Genomic DNA, 22,249 nt, shown 5'->3' on the forward strand with positions numbered 1-22,249 from the left:
GCAGTTCCGCCGCGTCGCCACTCGCTACGAGAAGACCGCCCGCAACTACGCCGCCGTCGTCACGCTCGCCGCCATCGTCCTATGGCTCCGGTAACTGTCCACGCGACCTAGGCCGAGGTAGCCCGCTGTCGAAATCGGCGGCACCACAACAGGACGCGAGCGTCCTCGCCGAAGCGATGCTCGATCGCGTCGTTTGTGCATCGTCCCGAAAGCGGGCAACCACCTTTCGGGACGATGCTCTAACCGGCGCGCCGGAGACCAAGTGGCAGCGCCGTGCCGAGGACGGCGCGGTTCCGGCCGCCTTGCTTGGCCGCGTAGAGCGCCCGATCCGCCGTTTCCAGAAGCGCCGCCTTCGCATCGGACCGTTCGCCGCTCCTCCCGCCCCCGCTCACGGCGATGCCGATGCTGACCGTGACGATCCGGGCTCCGTCGCCGCGACCGGGATGGCGCAGGCCGAGCGCCGCAACGGTGCGGACGAGATCGTCGGCGACGGCGGCCGCCTCCGCCGGTCCGACATGTCTCAAAACCACGGCGAATTCCTCGCCGCCGTAGCGGGCGCAGAGGCTGTCGACGCGGCCGAAGGCCGAAGCGGCAAGGGTTTCCGCCACACGGCGCAGGCAGGTATCACCCTCCAAGTGGCCACGGGTGTCGTTGAAGCGCTTGAAGTGGTCGATGTCGATCATCAGCACCGCCAGCGGACCGTGCTCCGCCAACCAGGTGTCGAGGCAGAGATCGAGGGCGCGCCGGTTCGGAAGGCCGGTGAGGGCGTCGGTCTGCGACAGGTCCTGGAAGCGCTTGCTGGTGCGCTCGGCGATGTCGCGCAGCATCCGCGCGCGCAATCCCATGAGGTAATCGCGGCAGCGTCGCGCCTCCATCTGGTAGTTGGCGTAGAGACTGCACCCGCAGGTCGTCGCGAGGTGGAGGAACAGTGCCCCCCTCAGCCCGTCCTCGAGTTCGGCCTTCATGGCGAGGACGAGAAGCCCGACGGCGAAGCTGATGGCTGTCATGATGACGGCCTGCGGGAAACGCAGGGTGAGAACGATGTTCCCGAACAGGATGGCAAGGAGGATCTCGGCGAAGGAATAGGCCCCGAGCGGTGCCTGCGTGAGCCAGAACAGCATCACGGGCGGCAAAATCCCCCCGACCATCCCAACCAGCATCAGGCGCTCGCGCTGGGCTGCGCCGACACGGCCGATCAACCAGACGAGCAGCAGCGCTAAGGACGTGAACATCAGGAGCCGCGCGGCCAGGGCCCAGAACGCGATGTCCGGCATCAGGAACCAGCCGGTCACGTTGTAGACGTTGTAGAGCAAGAGGCCTACGAGGGCATTGCGGCGCAGGTCTGCCTCGCGCGCGCGGCCGTGCTCGCTCTCATATTGCTCCGCCACCGACGGGCTGAAGCGCAGAATGCGATCCAGGTCGGCGGTGACGTCAGCCGTCTCCCGGTTCGCAGGGGCAGGGTCCATGGGGTTTCGGGGCCTCGAATCGCTCAACCAGGGGTATGGCACCCGAGCGATAAGGAAGCGTGTCGAAGCCCCCATTCGTTCTCGGTAGCGGTCTTTCTTGCCCAGACGGGACGCTCTTCCCTGATCCGCGGGCGCGGGCTGTCGCTTTGTCGAACGCCCGTAGCTCCCTGCTGAATTCCTCCGGCCGCCCTCTGCGGCCGAAACGTCGATTCGAAAGCGGCACCCCGTCTCCCACGCGATCACGCTGCAGAGGGACACGGGAAACGGTCACCACGTGCGCTCGCGCTCATACCCGATCCCGGCGCGACGCTAGGGTCGGAGCGAACTGGCGGAAGGAACGGTCCGTTTCCGATGTTTCGTCGATCACCTGCGACGCAATTCGGTAACCGTACCAAGCAATCCGCCAGCAATCCGGCGTCCGTAGAACGGCTCCACACGAGAGCCGGAAGGGCTCCGAACGAGGGGCGGACATCATGCGGGACCTGATCAAGATCGTGGCGGCCGGAACGGTGATGGCGGCCTATGCCCTGCTCGCCCCCTCGCTCGTCGAGGCGGTGCCGGCCCCGGCCGGCTCGGCCAAGGCCTTCACGCAACGCCTGCCGCAGGCGGGCGGCGCGGTTCCGGTGAGCGCCCGGGTCGACGGTGGAGCGCCGATTCCGGGACAGGTCGTGGTCACCCGCCGGCCGCTTCTGGTCGGCATCTCGGCGGGTGAAGCCTCCCGATGACCGCCGCAGACACACCTCTGCTCGCGGCGGCGTTCCTGCTCGGCCTCGGAGCGGCCGTTCTCCTCAACGCCCTTCTCGTCTGATCCGGTCTTGGCTTGATCAAAGCGGCGATCGGATCAGCAAGCCTGCGCGGCGCTTGAGCGAAGCCAAATCCGCCATCCCGAAGGGATCAACCGGATTTGGTATGACGTCCTTCGATCGTGCCGAGCGTTGCGGACGCGTCTCAGGCCGCGACTTTGGCCAGGGCGTGACGGTTGCCGTTCAGGCCGGCGCAGAGATCGTCGATCTCGGTCACGTCGAGAGCCTCGCCGTGGCTCGCGGCGATGGTGTCGATCAGGTCGTCCTTCCGGGGATCGAACGGGTGACCCTGCATCCGGTAGAACTGGTAGTAGCGCAACGCCGCCAGAAGCGTGTCGCGCTCGCGGGCGGTGACGGTGAGGTTCTGCGTGGTCATGGGCTTCCCCTTGGCTTGCAACGAACGCTCAGGCGGGACCGCGCGCGACCCGCCTAGCTTGACCGTTGTAGCCGCCTGGCGGCAGCCCCGTCTATGACATGTGGAGGCATCGGGCAGGGCATCGCCCTCGGCTCACCCCGACGCCGTTTAAACCCTTGTCTCCTCGGCAGAAGCGGTCGCAGGGACCGGGGGAAGGCCTCCGGGTAATCCGTAATAGTCCTCTAGAATCCGCGGATAGGCCGTCGGCTGGAACGGCTTGCGGGCGGCCCAGAGCGCGTCGATCGGCAGCGCCAGCAGGGCCGCGTTCAGCCGCTGGGGATCGTCGGCGAGCGCCGGATCGAGACGGTGGCCCTCCCCGCTCGCCCGCAGCCGCTCGGCCTGGGCGCCGAGATCGAACACCACCGGCGGCACCCCGGCCGCGAGCGCGAGCGAGAGCGTGTAGCAGTAGGTTTCCGGCCAGATCGAGGGCAGCAGGGCGAGGTCGGGATCGAGCCGCGCGATCTCGGCGAGCGCCATCGCGTCGCTGCCGTAGAGGCCGGTCTCGCGCACGCCCGCCGCCTCCATGGCGCGCGGCTCGGCGGAATGGCCGACGATCGTGAACACGATTGGCAATTGCCGCAGCCGGGCATCAAGGGCGAGGCTGTGGACGATGTTGTATCCCTTGTGTGCGCCGATCGATCCGATCACCGCGACGCGCAGCGGTCCCTCCCGGCGCTGCCAAGACTTGAGTTCGCCGCCGGCTGGCGTCTCCTCGTGCGGGCGCAGCACGATCCGGTCGAGATGCAGCGCCGGACCGATGCGGCCGGCGAGATCGGCCGACGGCGCGAACACCATGCGGGCACGGTTGAGGAAACCGGCCCAGTCCTGCCGCCGCTCGACGGGATCGGGCAGGAGGATTTCGTCGGCGTCGCGGTCGAGGCGAATGCAATCGCGGCAGGCGTCGGGCTCGGCCAATCCGCAATAGACGCCCTCGGGCCGTACGAGATTGTTGCGGTGGCAGACCGAGGCGTAGTCGTGCAGCGTCACGTCATAGCCGACGCCCGCCTCCTCGATCAGCCGCATCGCCGCGCGGGTCGACGGCGCGTCGAGGCCCGCCAGCGAGTGGACATGCACCATCGCCGGGCCGAGCCAGCCGATGAGTTCGGCGAGAAGATCCGCGTCGCGGTCGAGGGAGAGCAGGTCGAGGATCGAGACCGGAAAATCGATTCCGCTTCCGTCAGGCAGACCGATCTTGAACCCGCCGGGTTCGTCGGTGCGCAGATAGACGACAGCGAGCCCCGCCTCGGCCAGCCGGGCGCTCAGCCGCTCGATATGGGTCTCGATGCCGCCGCCGAAATCGTGGGTGACGATCAGCGCGAGGCCGCGCCCGGCGCTGGCCGTGGCGCGCTTGGCGAAGCGGTAGAGATCAAGGCGGCGCCGGGCGAAGCGGGCGGGATCGACCTCGATATGGTTGTGGACCCGGCGCTGATAGTCCGGATGCTTGGTGAGAAGGGCGCGAAGGATGTCCTCGCCCTTGGTCGCGAGCAGCGTGCCGAAGGAGACGCTGCCGGAATGGAACACGAAGATGTCGTGGGCCAGGAGATTGATGAAGCCCGCTTTGAGGGCGCGCATGCAGAAATCGTTCTCCTCGCCGTAGCCGCGCCCGAAGGTCTCGGCGTCGAGGACGCCCACCGCCGCGATCGCCTCCCGGCGCATCGCCATGCAGAAGCCGACGCCCGTCGGCACCGGCGAACTGGTGCGGGCGTTGCACGCGCGGGTGAAGGCATCGATCTCGGCCGGCGTGATCTCGAGCTGGGTCTGATTGTCGACGTTCGGCCGCGGATAGCTGCAGATCGTGGCGTTGTTGGAGAACGGCGTCACCGTGGCGACGCGGGGGTCGGCGTCGAGGTGCCAAAGTAAGCGGTCGAGCCAGTCGCCGTAGACGACGATATCGGCGTTGACGAGCACGACATCCTTGCCCGCCGCACGTTCCAGGCCGCGGTTGCAGGCGCGCACGAAGCCGAGATTCTCATTGTTGACAAGGTGGGCGAACAGGCCGCGATCGGCCAGCTCGGCGAGCGCCGCGCTCAGCCGCGGGTCGGGGCTGCAATCGTCGATGACGAGGAGGGCGAACGAGGCGACCTGCGGGGCGCTCAACACCGCGTGGATCGCCCGCAGAGTGTCGTCGTAGCCCTTGTAGACGGGCATGATCAGCACGGCCCGCGCTGAGGCGATGTCGGCGGCGGGCCGCGCCCGCGCCCACTCGGCCGGTGTCGGCGCGACCTGCGCCGGCCAGGTTCCAAGACCGAACGGCGTCGGCCGGAAGCCGCGCGCCCGGCCCACTGCCAGATAGTGGAAGAACGGATTGATGCCCGCACCGGTCTCCCGCCGGTAATGCTTGCGGTAGAACCGCACCGAGAAGTCGGGGCTCGGGTCGCGATCCTCGCGGGCACCGAAATCGAGGAAGTGTCGGACCGGATCGACGCCGGAGCGGCGGATGTCGGGATTGGTGTCGAGATAGTGCTCCCGGTCGAAGGCGGCCGTGACCGTCTCGTAGATCTGCGCGTCGGAGGCCTCGGCCGGGTCGGCGGGCAGCGACGCCGCCTGCGGCTTGGCGCGCCGCACGGGCGGAGCGGCGGCCTCCGAGGCCTGGAGGCGCCGAGTTGCGGCGAAATGGTAGAGCGGGCTGACGCCGAGACGCCGCATATGGGCGTGGCGCTGCAGGTAGGCGTCCCCCGAGAAGGCATCGCTCGGATCGAGCCCGCGCCGCCAGCCCTTGGACAGATAGTGGGCGAGCGGGTCCTCTCCCGCCTCTAGACCGGCAAGGCGGGCGTAGTACGGCGCATCGAAATAGGGTTCGACGACGCTGGCCTGGAGCGCCGGGAAATCCGGGCCGGGCTGCGTCGTGACCCGCAGCCGCTCGGCTGCCGACAGGCCCGCATAGTGCAGGAGCGGGTTGACCGGCGCAGCCTCAGCAAGGTGACGGTCGAGATAGAACAGGGTCGAGAACACCGCGGACGGGTCGCGGCCCTCCAGCCAGCCGTGATCGAGGTAGTGCCGCAGCGGATCCCCCCCGCCCGCGGCCACGTCGGGATAGGCGGAGCGGTAAAAGGCGGGATCGAAGAAGGGGGCAGCGGTCGCGGCGTCGCGGCGCTTGGGCCGAAACAGCTTCGGCAGCTTAATCACGACCAGATCCCTCGAAAACGCAGATATTCCGGGCCCCGCCGCCGGGTTCGGCCCTTCGCTCAGTCCCACGGGAAAGATGGGAACGAAGTGTGGCGTGGCCGGGGCGAGCGTGTCTCCATACAGCATTGCCCCGAAAGGTGACGGCCCGCTCTCGCAAATCGGACATGCGCACATGGATCTGATGGCGCAGACGGGGTGGCCCACGCGAGAATGCGCGCGAGCCCCTTCCCCCGTGACGGGGTTCGGCTTTAAGAGTGCCTCACAAAACTCCCGATCACCGTACGGTTGCTTTCCGGGCGCGACGGCGCATCGGGAGTTTTGCGAGAGAGACACAGCATCGGTGCCGCCTCAGATGCGGTCAGCAGTGCGGCTTGGCCCCGGGAGGGCACGATTTCGGACGGTCTCTGGTCATCGGTGCTCGGCCTCGTCGCGGTCGTCGCACTCGTCTTCGCCAACGGCTTCTTCGTCGCGGCGGAGTTCTCCCTCGTCGCGGTGCGGCGCAGCCGGGTCGCCGAACTGGTCAACGAGGGGCGGGCCAACGCCCGGGCGCTCCAACGCGCCACCGACCGGCTCGACGCGCATCTCGCCGCGACGCAGCTGGGCATCACCCTCTCCTCGCTGGCGCTCGGCTGGGTCGGTGAACCGGCCCTGGCCCACCTGATCGAGCCGCTGTTCCAGTGGCTGCCCGACGGGGCCATCGGCATCACCACGCACACGCTGGCCGTGGCGCTGGCCTTCGCCGTCATCACCACGCTGCACATCGTGCTGGGTGAACTGGCGCCCAAGAGCTTGGCACTGCAGCGCAGCGAGCGCACCGCGCTCGTGATCGTGCGGCCGCTTACGCTGTTCCTGTTCATCTTCGGCCCGGCGATCCACCTCCTCAACGGCCTCGGCAACGGCGTGCTGCGCATGCTCGGCCTGCGGCCCGGCGAGGGCGAAGGGCACCTGCCCTCCCCGAAGGAGCTCAGCCTGCTCGTGACCGCGAGCCACGAGGCGGGCCTGCTGCACGAGGCGCAGGAGGATGCGGTGGCGCGCATTCTCGCCATCGGCGAGCGGCGGATCCGCGAGATCATGACGCCGCGCAACGAGGTGGACTGGATCGATCTCGACGACACCCAGGAAGAGATCATCGAGGCGGTGCGCGCCTGCCGCCACGAGCAGCTCATCGTGAGCCGCGGCCAGATCGACGACGTCGTCGGCGTGCTTCGCAAGCAGGACCTGCTCGACCAGTTCCTCGACGGCAAGCCCCTCGACGTGAAGGCGGCGACCCGCGAGCCCATCGTCGTCCATGAGGGTCTGGCGATCCTCAAGGTGCTGGAGATGTTCCAGACCAAGCCCGTGCGCATGGCGATCGTCGTGGACGAGTATGGCAGTCTCGAGGGCATCGTCACCCAGACCGACCTTCTGGAGGCGATGGCCGGTGAGATCCCCGAGCCCGGCGAGGAGCGGATGGTGGTCGAGCGCGAAGACGGCTCGCTGCTCATCGACGGCATGATGTCGGCGACCGACGCCTTCGATCGCCTCGGTCTGCCGGAGCGTCCGCGCTCGGACGACTTCTCGACGCTCGCCGGCTTCGTCATCGTCCAGCTCGGGCGCATCCCGACGGAGGGCGACAAGATCGAGACGCAAGGCTGGCGGATCGAGGTCGTCGACATGGACGGCCGGCGCATCGACAAGGTGCTCGCTACGCGCTTGCCGGAGGCTTGAGCGATTCCATCACGGCGATGCCATGACTCGTAACGTCTTCGTCCTCACCGGCGCCGGGATCTCCGCCGAGAGCGGGCTCGGCACGTTCCGCGACACGGACGGGGTGTGGGCGCGCTTCGATCCGATGCGGCTTGCGACGCCCGAGGGCTTCGCCGCCGATCCGGTGCTCGTCCACGACTTCTACAATCACCGCCGCTGCGACGCGCGCGCCGCCGCGCCCAACCCGGCGCACGCGGCTTTGGCCCGGCTGGAAGCAGGCCTGGCGGAGCGCGGTGGCCGGCTGTTCCTCTGCACGCAGAACATCGACGACCTGCACGAGCGGGCGGGCTCGCGCCACGTTGTGCACATGCACGGCGAACTCCTGAGAGCCCGCTGCACCGCCTGCGGCACGGAAACCGTCTGGCACGAGGATCTGACCGTCGAGACGGCCTGCCCGCATTGCACGCGCGTCGGCGGCATGCGGCCCGACGTGGTGTGGTTCGGCGAGATGCCGAAACACCTCGACGCCATCGACGAGGCGCTGGCCGAGGCCGACTTGTTCGTGGCGATCGGCACCTCAGGGGCGGTCTATCCGGCGGCGGGCTACGTCGCCCAGGCCCGCGCCTTCGGCATCCCGACGCTCGCGCTCACCCTGGACGAAGCCGACAATGCCCGGATGTTCGAGGCGATCCGGCTCGGGCGCGCGAGCGAGACGGTGCCGGCCCTCGCGGACGAGCTCTTGAGCGGGACGGCCTGAGCGCCCCTTCCGTCATCGCGACGAAGCCGAGGCAATGACGGCAGCGTCTACCGCTGCGGCCCGTAGGGCGGGCGCGGGATCGCCCGGTGCGCCGCCCTGAGCGCCGCCGACCAGCGCTCGCGCAGATCGTGGAAGTAGCTCTCGCCAGCCTCGATGCGGTGGTTCACTTCGAGGTCGAGATGGCCGCGGCGCTGCACGGCGATATCGATCGGCAGGCCGACGCCGAGGTTCGAGCGCATGGTCGAATCCATCGAGACGAGGCCGACCTTCAGCGCGTCGTAGAGATCGGTCTCGTAGGTGACGGCCCTGTCGAGGATCGGCTTGCCGTATTTGTGCTCGCCGATCTGCAGGAAGGGCGCCTCGCGGCTGCACTCGATGAAGTTGCCTGCCGAGTAGATCATGAACAGCCGCATCGGCTCGTCGCCGATCTGGCCGCCGAACAGGAACGAGACCTCCATGCGCAGGTTGGCCGCCTCGAACCCGGCCTGCTCGATCTCGCGGACCCGGCGGATCGCCCGGCCGACGAGCTGGGCCGCCTTGAACATGGTGGCCGCGTCCGAGAGCTTGGGCGGCGTCTCGCCCTCGACGTCGTCCACGCCCTCGCGGAGCATGCTCAGCACCGACTGCGTCATCGAGAGGTTGCCGGCCGAGGCCAGCATCATCACCCGCTCGCCCGGCACGTTGAACATGTGCAGCTTGCGATAGGTCGAGATGTTGTCGAGCCCCGCATTGGTGCGGGTGTCGGCAATCATCACCAGCCCGTCCTCGACGAGCACTCCGACGCAGTAGGTCATGGCGGCACCCGCCTCAGGCGAAAAAGACCCGGGGAGCCGGGCAGAACGAGGCGGCTCGCTTCGCACGCGCCGCGCGCCGGCCGCAAGAGCGCATTTTCAAGCGCGCATTTTCGAAGCCGGTCCCTGCCCCGAGACCTGGCTCACCCTTGGGATTGGCTCTGGCTCTGCTGGCCGCGCGCCTGGTGCGGCGCCTGCACCTGCTCGACCCGCAGGGCCACGTCGAGGGTTTCTGTGCCCCCGCCCATGCGGCTGCCACGGATCGGCGCAGCGCCGAGATAGTCGAGGCCGACGGCGACGCGCACATGCGCCTCGGTCGCCGAGAGGCCGTTGGCGGGGTCGAAGCCGATCCAGCCGAGTTCCGGCACCAGCGATTCCGCCCAGGCATGCCCCGCCTTCTGGTCGTCGCCGCCATCGTCGCGGCGGAAATAGCCGGAGACGTAGCGGGACGGGATCTCGAGGTGCCGGGCAGCGGCGAGGAAGATGTGGGTGAGATCCTGGCACACGCCCTTGCCCGCCTCGAAGGATTGGGCGGCACTGGTGCTGGCACTGGTCGGACCCGGCTCGAAGGTCACGGCGTCGTGCACGGCGGCGAGGAGGCGGTGCAGAGTCGAGAGCCGATCGTGCTCCCCCTCTCGCGCGACCTTCTCCGCGAAAGCCTTCAGCTCCGGGCTCGCCTCGGTAAGGGGCGTGTCGCGCAGGTAGAACAGGTCGGGCAGGCGCTCGACCGCGCCGCGGACGATGCCGCTCGTCTCGAAGGTCTCGATCTCGCCGGTCACCCGCACGGTGAGCGCGTCGGTCGGGTCGTCGGCGGTGAACCAGTGGACGAGGTTGCCGAACCCGTCCTCGCGGGCGGTGAGCCGCCCGTTGACGGAGGGCTCGATCCGCCATTCGCGCACGTGCTGCCCGTCATGGTCGCGCGGTGTCAGCCTCAGGATCTGAATGAGGCCGCGGGCCGGCTGCTCGTAGGTGTAGACCGTATCGTGGACGATCCGGATGCGCATGCCTTGATCCTGCCGGGACGAGTCGCGGCAAGCTAGGGCAAGGGCGGCGATTTGGAAATCGGGCGGCTTGCTCAAAGCGTTGGCAGGACGGGTTTTCTCGTCCGGACGCCTGCGGCGGATCGGCTCGAAGCAGTGCCGCGACGACACCATTCAGGCACGGCTCGGAGAGGATTTGTCCCCGGCGCGCCCTTGCCCAACCGGTCCGGATGCCTGTCTCGACCCGGCCCTGCGCTCGGCAGGGCCGGCAATGCCCCGGAACGGTATCGCCGGAAGCGTCGTTTCAGGCGCCCGAGCCGACAGATCACCGAATTGAGAGACGGTCCGACCAGAAAACGCAATCGCGCCGCCTGAACGTCCCGCATCACATCCACCCCAGGGCCGCCGCTCGATGGGGAATTCTTGCCTGAACAGCATAGTCTACGTGTTAATCTACCGTTCATCGGAGAATTTTGTTCGAGACCGGTGCAATTTTCTTGGAACGGTCCTCTCGAACTCTCCGTTTCTGGTCCCGCAACAACCGAAACACTTGGAGGAAATCATGCTCAAACATATTCGCGTTGCGGCGCTCGCCACCACGTTCGTTATCGGCGGCGCGGCTCTCGCGCTCGCTCAATCGTCCTCGACGACCGGCACCGGCGGTTCTTCGGCAGGCGGCGGCACCAGTTCCTCGACGGTCGGAACCGGCGGCTCCTCGGCCGGCTCGGGCGGCGGCTCGGGCTCGTCCTCGACGCTCGGCACCGGCGGCTCCTCGGCGGGCGGCGGCACCAGCTCCTCGACGGTCGGCACCGGCGGCTCCTCGGCCGGCTCGGGCAGCGGTTCGGGCTCTTCCATGGGCACCGGCGGGTCGTCGGCCGACAAGAGCGGCAGCGGCTCGTCCATGGGCTCGGGCGGCTCCTCGTCCGGCAGCATGGGCAAGTCGGGCAGCGCTCCGGGCCATGACAAGAGCGGTCCCGGAAATTCCGAGAACGCTCCCGGCCACAACAAGCGCTGAGCCTCATCGGGGGTGACGGCGCGGGCGCGGCTCTCAAGGGCCGCGTCCGCTTCAGCATCTGAGGAGAGACGCACCATGGCACGCGTGATCCTGCCGCTTCTCGGCGGCGCAATCGGACTCGTCGGCATCGCCACGAGTCAGGCTCAGACCACCACCGTCCAGAGCGGCCCGAACGGCGTCTCGGGCAGCACGACCGTCACCACTGGCCCCAACGGCAAGCCGTGCCGGGTCGTCCACTCGGACGAAGCGAACAAGACGGGCACGCTGTCGAGTTCGGTCACGGCCGGCCCCGACGGGGTGAAGAGTTCCACCACCGGCGGCCCCTCGGTGACGACGCGCTCGGACAACGGAACGACCAGCAGTTCGGCCGCGAGTTCGAGCAGCGGCGGCAGCACGATGACGACGACGGGGGACGGCGACTGCGTGGTCACCGTGCCGAGCAACAAGAAGTGAGGGTCCGATGAGCATCACCAAGACGATCATCACGCCGGCAACGGCTTTGGCTGCCCTCGGCCTCGCCCTCGCCCCGGCGCTCGCCCAGGCGCAGGGCGGCAGCGCGACGGCGGGCAGCGCCGGCTCGGCGGCCTCCGGCGGCACCTCCGCCTCGACCGTCGGCACCGGCGGCACCTCGACGGGCGCGAACGGCGGCACCGGCTCCTCGCTGGCGACCGGCGGCGCGGCCGCCGGCGGCAAGACCATGAACCGCTCCCATGTGAACGAGACCGGCCAAGGCGGCCTCAACGGCCAGTCCAAGGCCATGGCCCATGACGGCGGCACATTCTCGAAGTCGCAGACGAAGACCAAGGTTCGCGACGGCGAGAGCGTCGAGTCGCGCACCAAGACCATGTCGCACGAGCCCGGCTCGAAGCCGGTGAAATCCGCGACCACCACCGGTTCGACGATCGGCCAGTGAGAGTCTCTCACAAAACGCCCGCTGCGCTGTCCTCGCCAGAATGCGAACGGTCGGTGAGCGGGCGTTTTCGTGAGGCACTCCAAGGCCGGACCGACCGCGCCGTCCCGTTCCGCCCCACCCGCTCGCAGGAGGCCCCATGCTTCGTAAACCCACCCTGACCCTTCTCTCGGTTCTGGCCTTTGCCGCCGGCATCGTCGGAACCACCACGGCCGCTATGGCCGACCCGCCCTGGGCGCGCGGCGGACGCGGGCTCCACCACGGCGGCCCTTCGCCCTGGGCGCCGGCCCACGGATGGAGGCGCAAACACGAGTACGGCGGCCATTACGGCCGATCGTATCGCGGCTCCCGGTACGGCGAACGGCGCTACGGCGGGTATGGCGGGTATCGCTACTGACCCCAGTCAGGACCCGCGCCGCGGCAGACGCCCCGGGTCCCGAGCCGATCCGACACGATCGGCATGGGCGCTTGCCGTGACGGAAGTCGAGAGCCCCTTCCGTCACCGGCTCTCGGTCAACACCGTCCGAAGCCTCTGCGGGAATCCGGATGCGATCGAGGCTCAAACGATCTGGCGCGGCGCGATGGGGACCGGCACGGACAGTCCCGATCCGCCGCCGGCCGCACCTGAGCCGTAGTCCTGGACGAGGTCGTGCGCCTCCTGCTCGCTCGCCGCCGCGGGCGGAGACCCCCACATGCTCGTCCCGTTGGGCTCACGGATGACGAGGATCGAGACGGCGCCGATCGCGCCCGCGATCATCAGGTAATAGGCCGGCCAATCGAGGTTGCCCGTATAGGCCACGAGCGATCCGACGACGACGGAGGTCGTTCCGGCAAACAGCGACACCGACACGTTGAAGGAGATGGACAGGCCGCTCGCACGGACGTTCGTGGGGAAGAGGGCCGGCAGCGTCGAGGGCATCGTGGCGCTGAAGCAGATCAGCAGCAGGCCCATGATCAGCAGGCCGAGGAAGACCGCGGTCTCGCTCTGGCTGCGGATCAGCATGATCATCGGCAGGGCGAGCACGACGAGGCCGAGCGACCCGATCAGGACGAAGGGCTTGCGACCGAACCGGTCGGACAGGCGGCCGATGAAGGGGATCGACAGAAGCGCGAGGACCATCACCACGATCTGCAGGACCTGCGACTCCCTCGGCGAGATGCCGCCGGATTGCTGCATCATCGGCAGGGTCTGCGTCACGTAGGTCGGCATGTAGGACGTCAGCATGTAGTTCGGCACGTTCCAGGCGAGCGCGAGGCCCATGCAGACGAGGACGTAGGGCCACAGGGCGACGATGTCCTTCGCGGTCTGCCCCGCACGCAGGCGCTTCTCGCGATCCTCCGCCTCCTGCTCAAGGGCGGCGAAGGCCGGCGTCTCGGCCAACTGCGAGCGCATGTAGACGCCGACGAGGCCGAGCGGCAGGGCCAGGAAGAACGGCAGGCGCCAGCCCCAGTCGAGCAGTTGTTCCTCGGTCAGGGCAACGCCCGCCACGGTCACGACGATCGCGCCCAACAGATATCCCGTGAAGGTCCCGAATTCCAACCAGCTGCCGAGATAGCCGCGCCGCCGGTCGGGGGCGTATTCGGCGATGAAGGTCATGGCGCTGCCGTACTCGCCGCCGGTGGAGAAGCCCTGGCCCAGGCGGGCGACGAGAAGAAGGAGCGGCGCGGCGATGCCGATGCTCTCCTGGCTCGGGATGCAGCCGATGGCGAAGGTGCCGACGGCCATCAGGATCATCGTGGCCGCGAGAACCTTGTTGCGGCCGATCCGGTCGGCCAAGGGGCCGAAGAACATGCCGCCGAGCGGTCGGATCAAAAACGCAACCGCGAAGAGCCCGAAGGTCGCGATCTCACCCATCTGGTGGGAGAGATTGGAGAAGAACACCTTCTGAATGGTCGGCTCGAAGAAGGCGTAGACACCGAAATCGTACCATTCGGCGACGTTCCCGATCGAAGCGGCCGAGATGGCGCGGCGGATCGTGGCCGGCTCGGTCACGGTGCAATCCGAGGCCTTCCAATCCTTATCGTCGTCAACATGCATTGACAGCATAGCTTGTCGATCTCCGCAGGGCTCCTGAGAAGAAAAAGAGGTTGCTGAAATGGCAGATGCGCTCATGCGCCGATCGCCGCGCTTCGACGATCGTGAATATAACTCGGTCGAAGACCGGTGCTGATCTTCCTCCCGGACAGCGCGTCCGAATATTTTTATCCATTCAAGCCACAGCCGGCGCCCGCACTGGCTGCAACCAGGGGCTAGTTTGATCGAGCCGTCTGCCGCGACTTGTCGCGGAGCGACGTTTTGTTGCGGTTTGCCGCGCGGCAAGGCCATTACCCCCGCCAGTGGTGGGCGGATGCTACCCGCGCGGCCGAGGCGACGCGCGCTATCGGCCGGGGAAAAGGTGCGGCGAGACCGAGGCGCCGACACGGGTTGCGAGCCTTACGTCGCTTGACGGCGGGATCAAGGCGGCATCCTGCCCTCGCCTCGAACGCTGTCGGACCGCGTCATCGCGCGCGGATCGTGTCGTCGTAGGCTGTGCGGATGCTCCCCAGGACGCGCCGGCAATCCGCCGGATTCGGGCGGCGGCGGCCGACAAGCCTGCCCCGCGGGGTTTCAGGACTACGAAGCGCCTCGGCCGCTTCGCCGATCAGGCGCTTGGTGTCTCATACGAAACGCCTGCTGCGCCGACCTCACCGGAGCGAGAACAGTCGGTGACCGAGCGTTTCGTGGAGCGCGCTTACACCAGATACTGCTCGCTGATCGCCGCCCCGAGCCCGTTGTTCTCGGCGATGAACTCCTGGATGAACTCGTGCAGGCCGGACGCGAAGATGCGCTCGATATCGGCGCCGCGGAGTTTCGCCCTCAGGTTGCTGGCCAAGCGCTGGCTCTCGCCGCGGCGGCCGTAGGCGTCGGCGATCAGGTCGAGATGCTCCACCAGCATCCGGTAGCAGCTCGCGAGCGAGCGCGGCATTTCGGGATTGAGGATCAGCAGGTCGGCGACCAGCACCGGCTTGATGCTCTCGCGGTAGACCCAGTGATAGGCGTTGAAGGCCGAGACCTCGCGCAGGATCGTGGTCCACTGGAAGTAGTCGAGCGAGCCGCCGACGCGCTCGGAGGCCGGCAGCAGGATCTGGTACTTCACGTCGAGGATGCGGGCGGTGTTGTCGGCCCGCTCGATCGCCGTGCCGGCGCGGGTGAACCAGTAGGCGTCGTTCCTCAGCATCGTCCGGTAGGCCGAGCCGTCGAAGGTCAGCGAGACCCGCTTCACCCAGTCCAAGAACTGCGTGAATTCTTCCCGGCTGAGGTCGCGCCCCTCGTAGGAGCGCAGCTCCAGCCACGCGCCGTTGATCGTGTCCCACATCTCGGTGGTGAGCGCCGTGCGGATCGAGCGGGCGTTCTCCCGCGCCGTGGCGATGCAGGAGCGGATCGAGGACGGGTTATGCGGCGAGAAGGCGAGGAAGTTGCAGACCGTGTGCTCGTTGACCGCGTCGTAGAGGGTCTTGAATAACGCAGGATCGCCCGCCGAGGACAGGGCCGATGCCCACTCGTTCGAGGTACGGCCGCCGTAATTCGACGGCAGGGCGGTGAGCCGCAGGGCGGCGTCGAGAATGCGGGCGAGAAAATCCGCCCGCTCAGCGTAGCGCGAGAGCCAGTAGAGATTGTCGGCAGTCCGGGACAGCATGGGTCAGCTCGCGGGCGCGGTGGCGACCGGGACGGCAGATGCGCGGTGTTTCATCACCGACGCCGCCCGGCTCGCCGAAGACATGCAAAACGATCGGGCGAAGTGGTCAGGCATCGAGCACCCAGGTGTCCTTGGTGCCGCCGCCCTGGCTCGAATTGACCACGAGCGAGCCCTCCTTCAGCGCGACGCGGGTCAGGCCGCCCGGCACGATGCGGATCTCGTCGGCGCCGGCCAGCACGAAGGGGCGCAGATCGACGTGCCGCGGGGCAACGCCGGAGGCGACGAAGGTCGGGCAGGTCGAGAGCGAGAGGGTCGGCTGGGCGATGAAGTTGTCGGGTGCGTGCCGCAGCTTCTTCGCGAACTCGTCGATCTCGCGGCGCGTGGCGTGCGGGCCCACCAGCATGCCGTAGCCGCCCGAGCCGTTGACCTCCTTCACCACGAGGTCCTTCAGGTTGTCCATCACGTAGGAGAACGCCTCCCGCTCGCGGCAGCGATAGGTCGGCACGTTGTGCAGGATCGGCTCCTCGCCGGTGAAGAACCTCACGATCTCCGGCATGTAGCTGTAGACGGCCTTGTCGTCCGAGATGCCGGTGCCGACCGCGTTCGAGAGCGTGACGTTGCCGCGCTCGTAGGCGTTCATCAGACCCGGCACGCCGAGCACCGAATCCGGGCGGAAGACGAGCGGATCGAGGAAGTCGTCGTCGAGGCGGCGGTAGATCACATCGACGCGGCGCGGCCCCTCGGTCGTGCGCATGTAGACGACCTCGTCCTTGGTGAAGAGGTCGCCCGCCTCCACCAATTCGACGCCGAGTTTGTCGGCCAGGAACGAGTGTTCGTAGAAGGCCGAGTTGTAGCGGCCCGGGGTCAGCAGGACCACGGTCGGGTCCCGCGTCGCGGAGGCAGGGGCAAGGCTGCGCAGGGTCGCGAGCAGGGCGTCGGGATAGTTCTCGACCGGCGCGACGCGGTGGCGGGAGAACAGCTCGGGGAAGAGCCGCATCATCACCTCGCGGTTCTCCAGCATGTAGGAGACGCCGGACGGGGTGCGGGCGTTGTCCTCCAGCACGAAGAAGTCGTTGGCGCCGGTGCGCACGATGTCGATACCGGCGATGTGGACGTAGAGGTCGTGCGGCACGTCGAAGGCGCGCATCTCCATGCGGTAATGCGGATTGCGGTAGACGAGGTCGGGCGGGATGATCCCGGCCTTGATGCATTCCTCGGCGCCGTAGATGTCGTTGATGAAGGCGTTGAGCGCGGTGACGCGCTGCTTGAGGCCGCGCTCCAGGAAATCCCATTCGGGCTTCGTCAGCACCCGCGGAATGATGTCGAAGGGGATCAGCCGCTCGGTCGATTCATTGGCGCCGTAGACGGCGAAGGTGATGCCGATGCGCCGAAACAGCATCTCGGCCTGGCTGCGGCGGGTGTTGAAATGCTCCGGCGGCGTCTTGTCGAGCCAAGCCTTGAGGATGTCGTAGGCCTCACGGACGACGGCCTGTTCCGGCTGCCCCGATCCGCCTCCGTTCATCTCGTCGAACGCCGTGAGCGCCATTCGCGCGATTCCCCCTGATGTCTCGTTCTGCCGGAGCAAGAGGCAGGCCAGCCGGACGGCCGCCGGCACGCTCGCACACCATGCACCCTCAACTTGCCGTGGCACCCTACCGCCCGTCACGGCGCCGGCGCCCCATGCTGTGATCGGTTTGCCGGACAACCTGTCGGAGATGTAGCGGAGGCGTGGCGCGTGCCTATCCCTCGCTCAGGGCCGATGAAAGGTCGGACAGATCAGAGCTGGGCAGCGTCGGGCGGCGTCACCATTCCCGCCAGGTCAGGGTAATGTCCTCGCCCCGAGCGCGTTCGAACCCGGCCTCCGTCAGCACGGCCTCGATGAAGACGCCCAGTTCGTCGCGCTCCAGGGTCTCGATCAAGCCGTTCCTGCGGTTGATCCGGTTGAGGCCCAGGACGAGGCGCTGCGTGGCCCGATGGAGGGCCGGCGCCGACCGCCGAGCCGCGGCGGCCTTCGCTGCGTCGAGGTAGCAGTGGAGCAGCCGATCCGCCTCGGCGATGTCCCGCTCCGCCATGTCCACCTCGGCGGCGGCCTCCCGCCAGCGCGCGGTCGGGACCACAGACCGCAGCGCCTCGATGCGTGGCAAGGAAGTGGGATCGATCCGTCCGCTCATGGCCCTGAGGGAGGCTTCCCGTTCGCGCGCCTGCCGCGTCGGGCGGTCGAGCGGGGCGAGGTAGATCGCCGCGAGGCGGTGCTGCGCCGTCAGCTTCACGATCACCGCGAGGCCGCCGACCTCATAGTTCCACACGAAGACGACCGGGCTGCGTCCGGGAAGATCGCTGGAGCGCCCCTTCCGCCGCGGCTTCGCCCCGAGTTTTTTGGTGACGCCCTCGGCCGGGTCACCGAAGCGCAGGCCGAACGGCAACGGTCCCTCATAGGCCCGCGACCCCGGTGCCGCGCAGCCAGCGTCGGAGAAATCGATGCGGGAGACGATCAATTCCGCCTCGGTGCCGATCACGCGCGAGCGAGGCTCACCGTTCGTCTGACGGTATAGGGCGAGGCCCTCGGCCGAGAGGCCGAACCCGGTCTCGTCCGACCTGCCATAGGCTGCAAAGGCGCCCTGGATGATAGTGTCCGGCTCGGTCACACCGACACGGTTCAGGCGGGCGACCACCCGCTCGTCGTGAACCGACCGTCCGAGCAGGTCGGCCGGGTCGTCCTGCGCATCCGGAGCGGGACCGCCCGTCTTCATCAGATCAGCTTGAGCCCTTTCAGGCTGGCATGCCCGTCGCGGCCGAGGATGACGTGGTCGTGTACCACGATCCCCAGCGGATCGAGCACCGTGACGATCTCCCGCGTCATGCGGATATCGGCGCCGGACGGCGTCGGATCGCCCGAGGGATGGTTGTGGGCCAGGATGATCGCGGTGGCCGAGAGTTCGAGTGCGCGCCGCGCCACCTCGCGGGGATAGACCGGCGTATGATCGACGGTGCCGCGGCCCTGCACCTCGTCGGCGATGAGGTGGTTGCGCCGATCGAGGAACAGCACCCGGAACTCCTCGCGGCCCGAGAAGGCCATGGTGGCGCGCAGATATTCGAGCAGCGCACTCCACGAGGAGAGCAGCGGGCGCGCCGCGATGGCGCCCCGCGCCAGCCGTCGCCCCGCGGCCTCGATCAGCTTGAGGTCGGCGGCGACGCCCGCACTGACGCCCTCGACCTCGGCGAGCCGGGCGGGCTCGGCGCTGACGACTTCGGCGAACGAGCCGAACCGGCGAATCAGCGCCTTGGCGAGCGGCTTCACGTCCCGCCGCGGGATCGAGCGGAACAGGGCGAGTTCGAGCAACTCGTAATCGGCGAGCGCCTCGGTGCCGGCTTCCGCGAAGCGCGTGCGCAGGCGCTCGCGGTGACCGTGATAATGCGGCGCCTCCTCGGCGGGGGCCGCCGCCTCGGCGAGCCCCGGCAAGGCGGGCGGTTCGGCCGTCCGGCGGGCCATCTCCGGGCGGGCCGTCAGTCGGCCTGCGTTCCGTGGGGTTTGGGCTGGTCGAGCCCCTTGGGCGAGAGCGTGAAGATCTCGAAGCCGTCCTCCGTGACCGCCACCGTGTGCTCGAACTGCGCCGAGAGCGAGCGGTCGCGGGTCACCGCGGTCCAGCCGTCGGACAGCACCTTCACCGCCGGGCGCCCGAGATTGATCATCGGCTCGATGGTGAAGAACTGGCCGGCCTTCAGCGGCACGTCGTAGCTCGCCTCGACGTAGTGCAGGATCGTCGGCGCGTCGTGGTAGACGCGGCCGAGCCCGTGACCGCAGAAATCGCGCACCACCGAGCAGCGCTCGGCCTCGGCGTAGGTCTGGATCGCGCGGCCGATATCGTTGGTGGAGCCGCCGGGCCGCACCGCGCGGATGCCGCGCATCAGCGCCTCGTAGGTGATCTCGCACAGGCGCTGCGCCTTGCGCGGCACCTCGCCGATATAGGCCATGCGGCTCGAATCCCCGTGCCAGCCGTCGAGGATCAGGCAGCAATCGAGGTTGACGATGTCGCCCTCGCGCAGGGGCTTGTCGTTCGGGATGCCGTGGCAGACGACGTGGTTGATCGAGGTGCAGATCGACTTGCGGTAGCCGCGGTAGAACAGCGAGGCCGGATAGGCGCCGTGATCCATCCCGAACTCGAAGGCGAGTTTGTCGAGATGCTCCGTGGTCACGCCGGGCTGGGCGGCCTCGACCAGGAGGTCGAGCGCTTCCGCAGTGAGGCGGCCGGCGCGGCGCATGCCCTCGAACCCCTCCGGCCCGTGGATCGGCGGCTCCGGGGCGCGGCGACCGCCTTCGGCGACGACTTGCTCTTCACGGCTCATGGGGATCGGGCGCTTCGGCAGATGAGATGAGGCGGTCGGCTTCGTCTTACGCCGCACTTGGGCCGGCGCCAACCCGAGCGCCCGCCGCCAAACCCGTTTCCTTGAGATCGCCCGCAGCGGCATGAACGGAGGAAAACTCAGATAGGCCGCCCCAGGGGCAAGCCGAGGCAACCGCATCCTGCACTGAGATGGCTCCTGCCCCGAACGGCGCCGGTCAAGGCCTGGATCGACCTCGGCGTCTCCCGAGTTGTAACGGGCAACCCCGGTTCGGTACGGGCATTGCCGACCGCTAGTGCGCTTCGGTAATGCCGACGCCCCGACCGGCATCGACAAGAGTTTCGCTCATGCTGTCCGGCCTCGCCTACTTCCTTGCGAGCACCCTCATCCTTCAGCCTGTCCAGGCCGAGGTCGCCGACCGACTTCGCCAAGCCAAGGTGGCGCCGGAGGTCGTTGCCCAGGCGCAGGCCTGCGTCTCCTCCGCCCTGCCGACCTTGGTTCAGCGGGTCGGTGACGATTATTGGTGGGCCGCGACGACCGCGGCGGGGGTCTGGCTCGGTCTGACGCCGCTCGAGCGGGTCGTCGCCGACGTGGCCCCGTCCTGCCGCGGAACCATCGACACGATCCGTGCGAGCTGAACCGCTTCGGCAGAGGGGATGGGGCCGGCATCGCCCGCGCAAGCGCGCCGAACACCAGTGGCGGAGTCTTCAGCCATCGGCTTGAACCGGTCGAGACCCTAGGCTTGCGCCCGCGAACGCGCTAGACCACCGCCTCCGTTTTCAGGGACGTGCGATGGCTGACAAGGCGGTTCCCCACTTCCACAATCAGGCCGGCGTGACCGTGATCGCGGTGGGCTCGAAAGAGTTCATGTGCATCGGGGCGCTGCCGCCCTTCGATCATCCGCACGTCTTCCTCGATATGGGCAGCGACAGCGAGATCATCTGCCAGTACTGCTCGACGCTGTTCCGCTACGATCCGCGGCTGAAGGCCGGGACCGCGGAGCCGGCCGGTTGCGTGTGGCACGACGAGGCGCCGCAGGAGGCTCCCAGGGCGGCCTGACGGCGGCGTTGTCCGTGACGGCGCTCTCCATCGCCATCGTCGGCGCCGGAATCGGCGGGCTCACCGCCGCTCTGGCGCTGTCTGCGGCCGGCCATTCCGTCACGCTGATCGAGCGTCGCACCGGCTTCTCCGAAGTGGGCGCCGGGCTCCAGCTCTCTCCGAACGCCAGCGCGGTGCTGATCGGGCTGGGCCTCGGCGCGGCCTTGCGCCGAGCGGGCGACGAGCCGCCGGGCGTCACCGTGCGCGCCCTGGCCTCCGGCCGTGTCATCGGCGGCATCCGCCTCGGGCCGAGCCTGCGCGAGCGCCACGGCGCGCCCTATTACGTGCTGCACCGCGCCGACCTCCAGACCCTCCTGCTCGACGCCGTGCGCGGGCGCCCCGGCATCCGCCTCTGCGTCGGGCGCGGGGTGTCTGAGGTCGAGGAGACGGCGGAGGGCATCAGCCTGACGATGAAGAGCATCGACGGCGACCGCAGCGAGAGCCTGCGCGCCGACCTCCTCGTCGGGGCCGACGGGGTGCGCTCGGCCCTGCGCCAACGCTTCGACGCGCGCCCGCTCCGGCTCCATCGTCAGGCGGCGTGGCGGGCGGTGATTCCGCGTGAGGCGGCGCCCGAGGCGCTCCAGGGCAACGAGACCGGGCTCTGGCTCGGGCCCAAGCGCCACGTGGTCCATTACCCGATCAACGGCGGCCGGCGGCTCAACGTCGTGGCGATCGTACCCGAGCGCGAGGGCGACGAGGATTGGGGGCGGCTCGGCGATCCGGCAGTGCTGCGCGACCATTTTCCCGATGCGGCCGGCCCGCTGAACGAGTTGCTGAGCCTGCCCGATACCTGGGTGGTGTGGTCGCTGGTGGACCGCCCGGCCGTGCGGCCGATGGCGCGGGGCCGGATCGCGCTTCTGGGCGACGCTGCCCATCCGGTGCTTCCGTTCCTGGCCCAGGGGGCAGCGCTCGCCATCGAGGACGCGGCGGTGCTGGCAACTAGCCTGTCGGGGCAGGCAGACGTGCCTGAGGCGCTGGCGGCCTATGCCGCGGCGCGCCAGTCCCGCGTGCGCGCGGTTCAGCGGGCCGCCCGTCGCAACGGACGCTTCTACCACGCCGGCCGCCTGATCGGCTTCGCCCGGGACACGGTGATGCGCCGCTTAGGCCCGGAGGGCATGAGCAACCGCTACGCCTGGGTCTACGGCTGGCACCCGCCGGCTTGATCTGGCCCGGCCGGACGGCTA

Annotated in this window: 21 protein-coding genes and 1 pseudogene; 10 read left to right on the top strand and 12 right to left on the bottom strand. The window is 68.6% G+C overall.

The genetic code is table 11. The annotated features are described in order from the left end of the window. Window positions 1-94 (top strand): annotated as a pseudogene (locus MFF24_RS23415) (IS5/IS1182 family transposase); the annotation flags it as partial. Between the two features lie 145 nt (window positions 95-239). Here the strand turns inward: MFF24_RS23415 and MFF24_RS23420 are convergent. After that, window positions 240-1,466 (bottom strand): GGDEF domain-containing protein, encoded by a 1,227-nt coding sequence (locus MFF24_RS23420; protein ID WP_238228347.1) that lies wholly within the window; start codon window positions 1,464-1,466, stop codon window positions 240-242. 473 nt (window positions 1,467-1,939) lie between these two features. Between MFF24_RS23420 and MFF24_RS23425 the strand changes: the two genes are divergently transcribed. Beyond that, entirely contained in the window at window positions 1,940-2,191 is a 252-nt protein-coding gene (locus MFF24_RS23425) for a hypothetical protein (protein WP_238228355.1), read from the top strand. 223 nt (window positions 2,192-2,414) lie between these two features. On the opposite strand, the gene MFF24_RS23430 is transcribed toward MFF24_RS23425, so the two are convergent. Both MFF24_RS23430 and MFF24_RS23435 read right to left on the bottom strand, forming a co-directional pair. Next, entirely contained in the window at window positions 2,415-2,645 is a 231-nt protein-coding gene (locus MFF24_RS23430) for a hypothetical protein (RefSeq protein WP_238228372.1), read from the bottom strand. 147 nt (window positions 2,646-2,792) lie between these two features. Next, on the bottom strand, window positions 2,793-5,810 hold the full coding sequence (locus tag MFF24_RS23435; RefSeq protein ID WP_238228374.1) for a glycosyltransferase family 2 protein: 3,018 nt from the start codon (window positions 5,808-5,810) through the stop codon (window positions 2,793-2,795). A gap of 414 nt (window positions 5,811-6,224) precedes the next feature. Between MFF24_RS23435 and MFF24_RS23440 the strand changes: the two genes are divergently transcribed. Then, window positions 6,225-7,517, top strand: a complete 1,293-nt coding sequence (locus MFF24_RS23440; protein WP_238228376.1) for a hemolysin family protein — start codon at window positions 6,225-6,227, stop codon at window positions 7,515-7,517. 22 nt (window positions 7,518-7,539) lie between these two features. Next, window positions 7,540-8,253, top strand: coding sequence for a Sir2 family NAD-dependent protein deacetylase (locus MFF24_RS23445; RefSeq protein WP_238228378.1), 714 nt, complete (start codon window positions 7,540-7,542; stop codon window positions 8,251-8,253). A gap of 47 nt (window positions 8,254-8,300) precedes the next feature. On the opposite strand, the gene MFF24_RS23450 is transcribed toward MFF24_RS23445, so the two are convergent. The 3 genes from MFF24_RS23450 to MFF24_RS23460 form a co-directional block, all read right to left on the bottom strand. Beyond that, entirely contained in the window at window positions 8,301-9,047 is a 747-nt protein-coding gene (locus tag MFF24_RS23450; protein WP_108940130.1) for a proteasome-type protease, read from the bottom strand. 140 nt (window positions 9,048-9,187) lie between these two features. Further along, on the bottom strand, window positions 9,188-10,048 hold the full coding sequence (locus MFF24_RS23455; protein WP_108940129.1) for a transglutaminase family protein: 861 nt from the start codon (window positions 10,046-10,048) through the stop codon (window positions 9,188-9,190). A 609-nt stretch (window positions 10,049-10,657) separates the two neighbouring features. Then, complete coding sequence (locus MFF24_RS23460; RefSeq protein ID WP_238228380.1) at window positions 10,658-11,116, bottom strand: hypothetical protein; 459 nt, start codon at window positions 11,114-11,116, stop codon at window positions 10,658-10,660. On the opposite strand from MFF24_RS23460, the gene MFF24_RS23465 reads away from it, so the two are divergent. From MFF24_RS23465 to MFF24_RS23475, 3 genes are all read left to right on the top strand, one after another. Continuing rightward, the gene (locus MFF24_RS23465; RefSeq protein ID WP_108940127.1) at window positions 11,115-11,492 is read left to right on the top strand and encodes a glycosyl hydrolase; all 378 of its coding nucleotides are present in this window, start codon (window positions 11,115-11,117) and stop codon (window positions 11,490-11,492) included. The genes MFF24_RS23460 and MFF24_RS23465 overlap by 2 nt on opposite strands. Window positions 11,493-11,499: 7 nt before the next feature. Further along, window positions 11,500-11,952 carry a hypothetical protein gene (locus MFF24_RS23470; protein WP_238228389.1) on the top strand — a complete coding sequence of 151 codons (453 nt, stop codon included), beginning with the start codon at window positions 11,500-11,502 and terminating at the stop codon, window positions 11,950-11,952. A 136-nt stretch (window positions 11,953-12,088) separates the two neighbouring features. Next, entirely contained in the window at window positions 12,089-12,346 is a 258-nt protein-coding gene (locus tag MFF24_RS23475; protein WP_238228392.1) for a hypothetical protein, read from the top strand. Window positions 12,347-12,508: 162 nt separating this feature from the next. On the opposite strand, the gene MFF24_RS23480 is transcribed toward MFF24_RS23475, so the two are convergent. The 6 genes from MFF24_RS23480 to map all read right to left on the bottom strand — a co-directional run bounded on the left by MFF24_RS23480 (window position 12,509) and on the right by map (window position 19,970). Next, complete coding sequence (locus MFF24_RS23480) at window positions 12,509-13,942, bottom strand: MFS transporter (protein WP_238228393.1); 1,434 nt, start codon at window positions 13,940-13,942, stop codon at window positions 12,509-12,511. Between the two features lie 739 nt (window positions 13,943-14,681). Continuing rightward, window positions 14,682-15,626 carry an alpha-E domain-containing protein gene (locus tag MFF24_RS23485; RefSeq protein ID WP_108940123.1) on the bottom strand — a complete coding sequence of 315 codons (945 nt, stop codon included), beginning with the start codon at window positions 15,624-15,626 and terminating at the stop codon, window positions 14,682-14,684. Between the two features lie 106 nt (window positions 15,627-15,732). Beyond that, window positions 15,733-17,172, bottom strand: a complete 1,440-nt coding sequence (locus tag MFF24_RS23490; RefSeq protein ID WP_238228395.1) for a circularly permuted type 2 ATP-grasp protein — start codon at window positions 17,170-17,172, stop codon at window positions 15,733-15,735. A gap of 256 nt (window positions 17,173-17,428) precedes the next feature. Continuing rightward, a complete protein-coding gene (locus MFF24_RS23495; RefSeq protein ID WP_238228397.1) occupies window positions 17,429-18,376 on the bottom strand; it encodes a hypothetical protein in 948 nt (315 codons plus the stop codon). Next, entirely contained in the window at window positions 18,376-19,116 is a 741-nt protein-coding gene (gene radC, locus MFF24_RS23500; RefSeq protein WP_238228406.1) for a RadC family protein, read from the bottom strand. The genes MFF24_RS23495 and radC overlap by 1 nt, the downstream gene beginning before the upstream one ends. A 14-nt stretch (window positions 19,117-19,130) precedes the next feature. Further along, window positions 19,131-19,970 carry a type I methionyl aminopeptidase gene (gene map, locus MFF24_RS23505; RefSeq protein ID WP_133089358.1) on the bottom strand — a complete coding sequence of 280 codons (840 nt, stop codon included), beginning with the start codon at window positions 19,968-19,970 and terminating at the stop codon, window positions 19,131-19,133. A gap of 344 nt (window positions 19,971-20,314) precedes the next feature. Here map and MFF24_RS23510 point away from each other — a divergent pair, with 344 nt between their 5' ends. From MFF24_RS23510 to MFF24_RS23520, 3 genes are all read left to right on the top strand, one after another. Next, window positions 20,315-20,605: a hypothetical protein gene (locus MFF24_RS23510; protein ID WP_133089359.1), complete on the top strand. Its 291-nt coding sequence runs from the start codon at window positions 20,315-20,317 to the stop codon at window positions 20,603-20,605. A 154-nt stretch (window positions 20,606-20,759) separates the two neighbouring features. Then, window positions 20,760-21,026: a zinc-finger domain-containing protein gene (locus MFF24_RS23515; RefSeq protein WP_108940118.1), complete on the top strand. Its 267-nt coding sequence runs from the start codon at window positions 20,760-20,762 to the stop codon at window positions 21,024-21,026. A 14-nt stretch (window positions 21,027-21,040) separates the two neighbouring features. After that, window positions 21,041-22,228 (top strand): FAD-dependent oxidoreductase, encoded by a 1,188-nt coding sequence (locus MFF24_RS23520; RefSeq protein ID WP_238228408.1) that lies wholly within the window; start codon window positions 21,041-21,043, stop codon window positions 22,226-22,228. The last annotated feature ends 21 nt before the right edge of the window (window positions 22,229-22,249 follow it).

Origin of the sequence: Methylorubrum aminovorans (assembly GCF_022179725.1) — a bacterium.
In the GTDB taxonomy this organism is placed as follows: Bacteria; Pseudomonadota; Alphaproteobacteria; order Rhizobiales; family Beijerinckiaceae; genus Methylobacterium; species Methylobacterium aminovorans.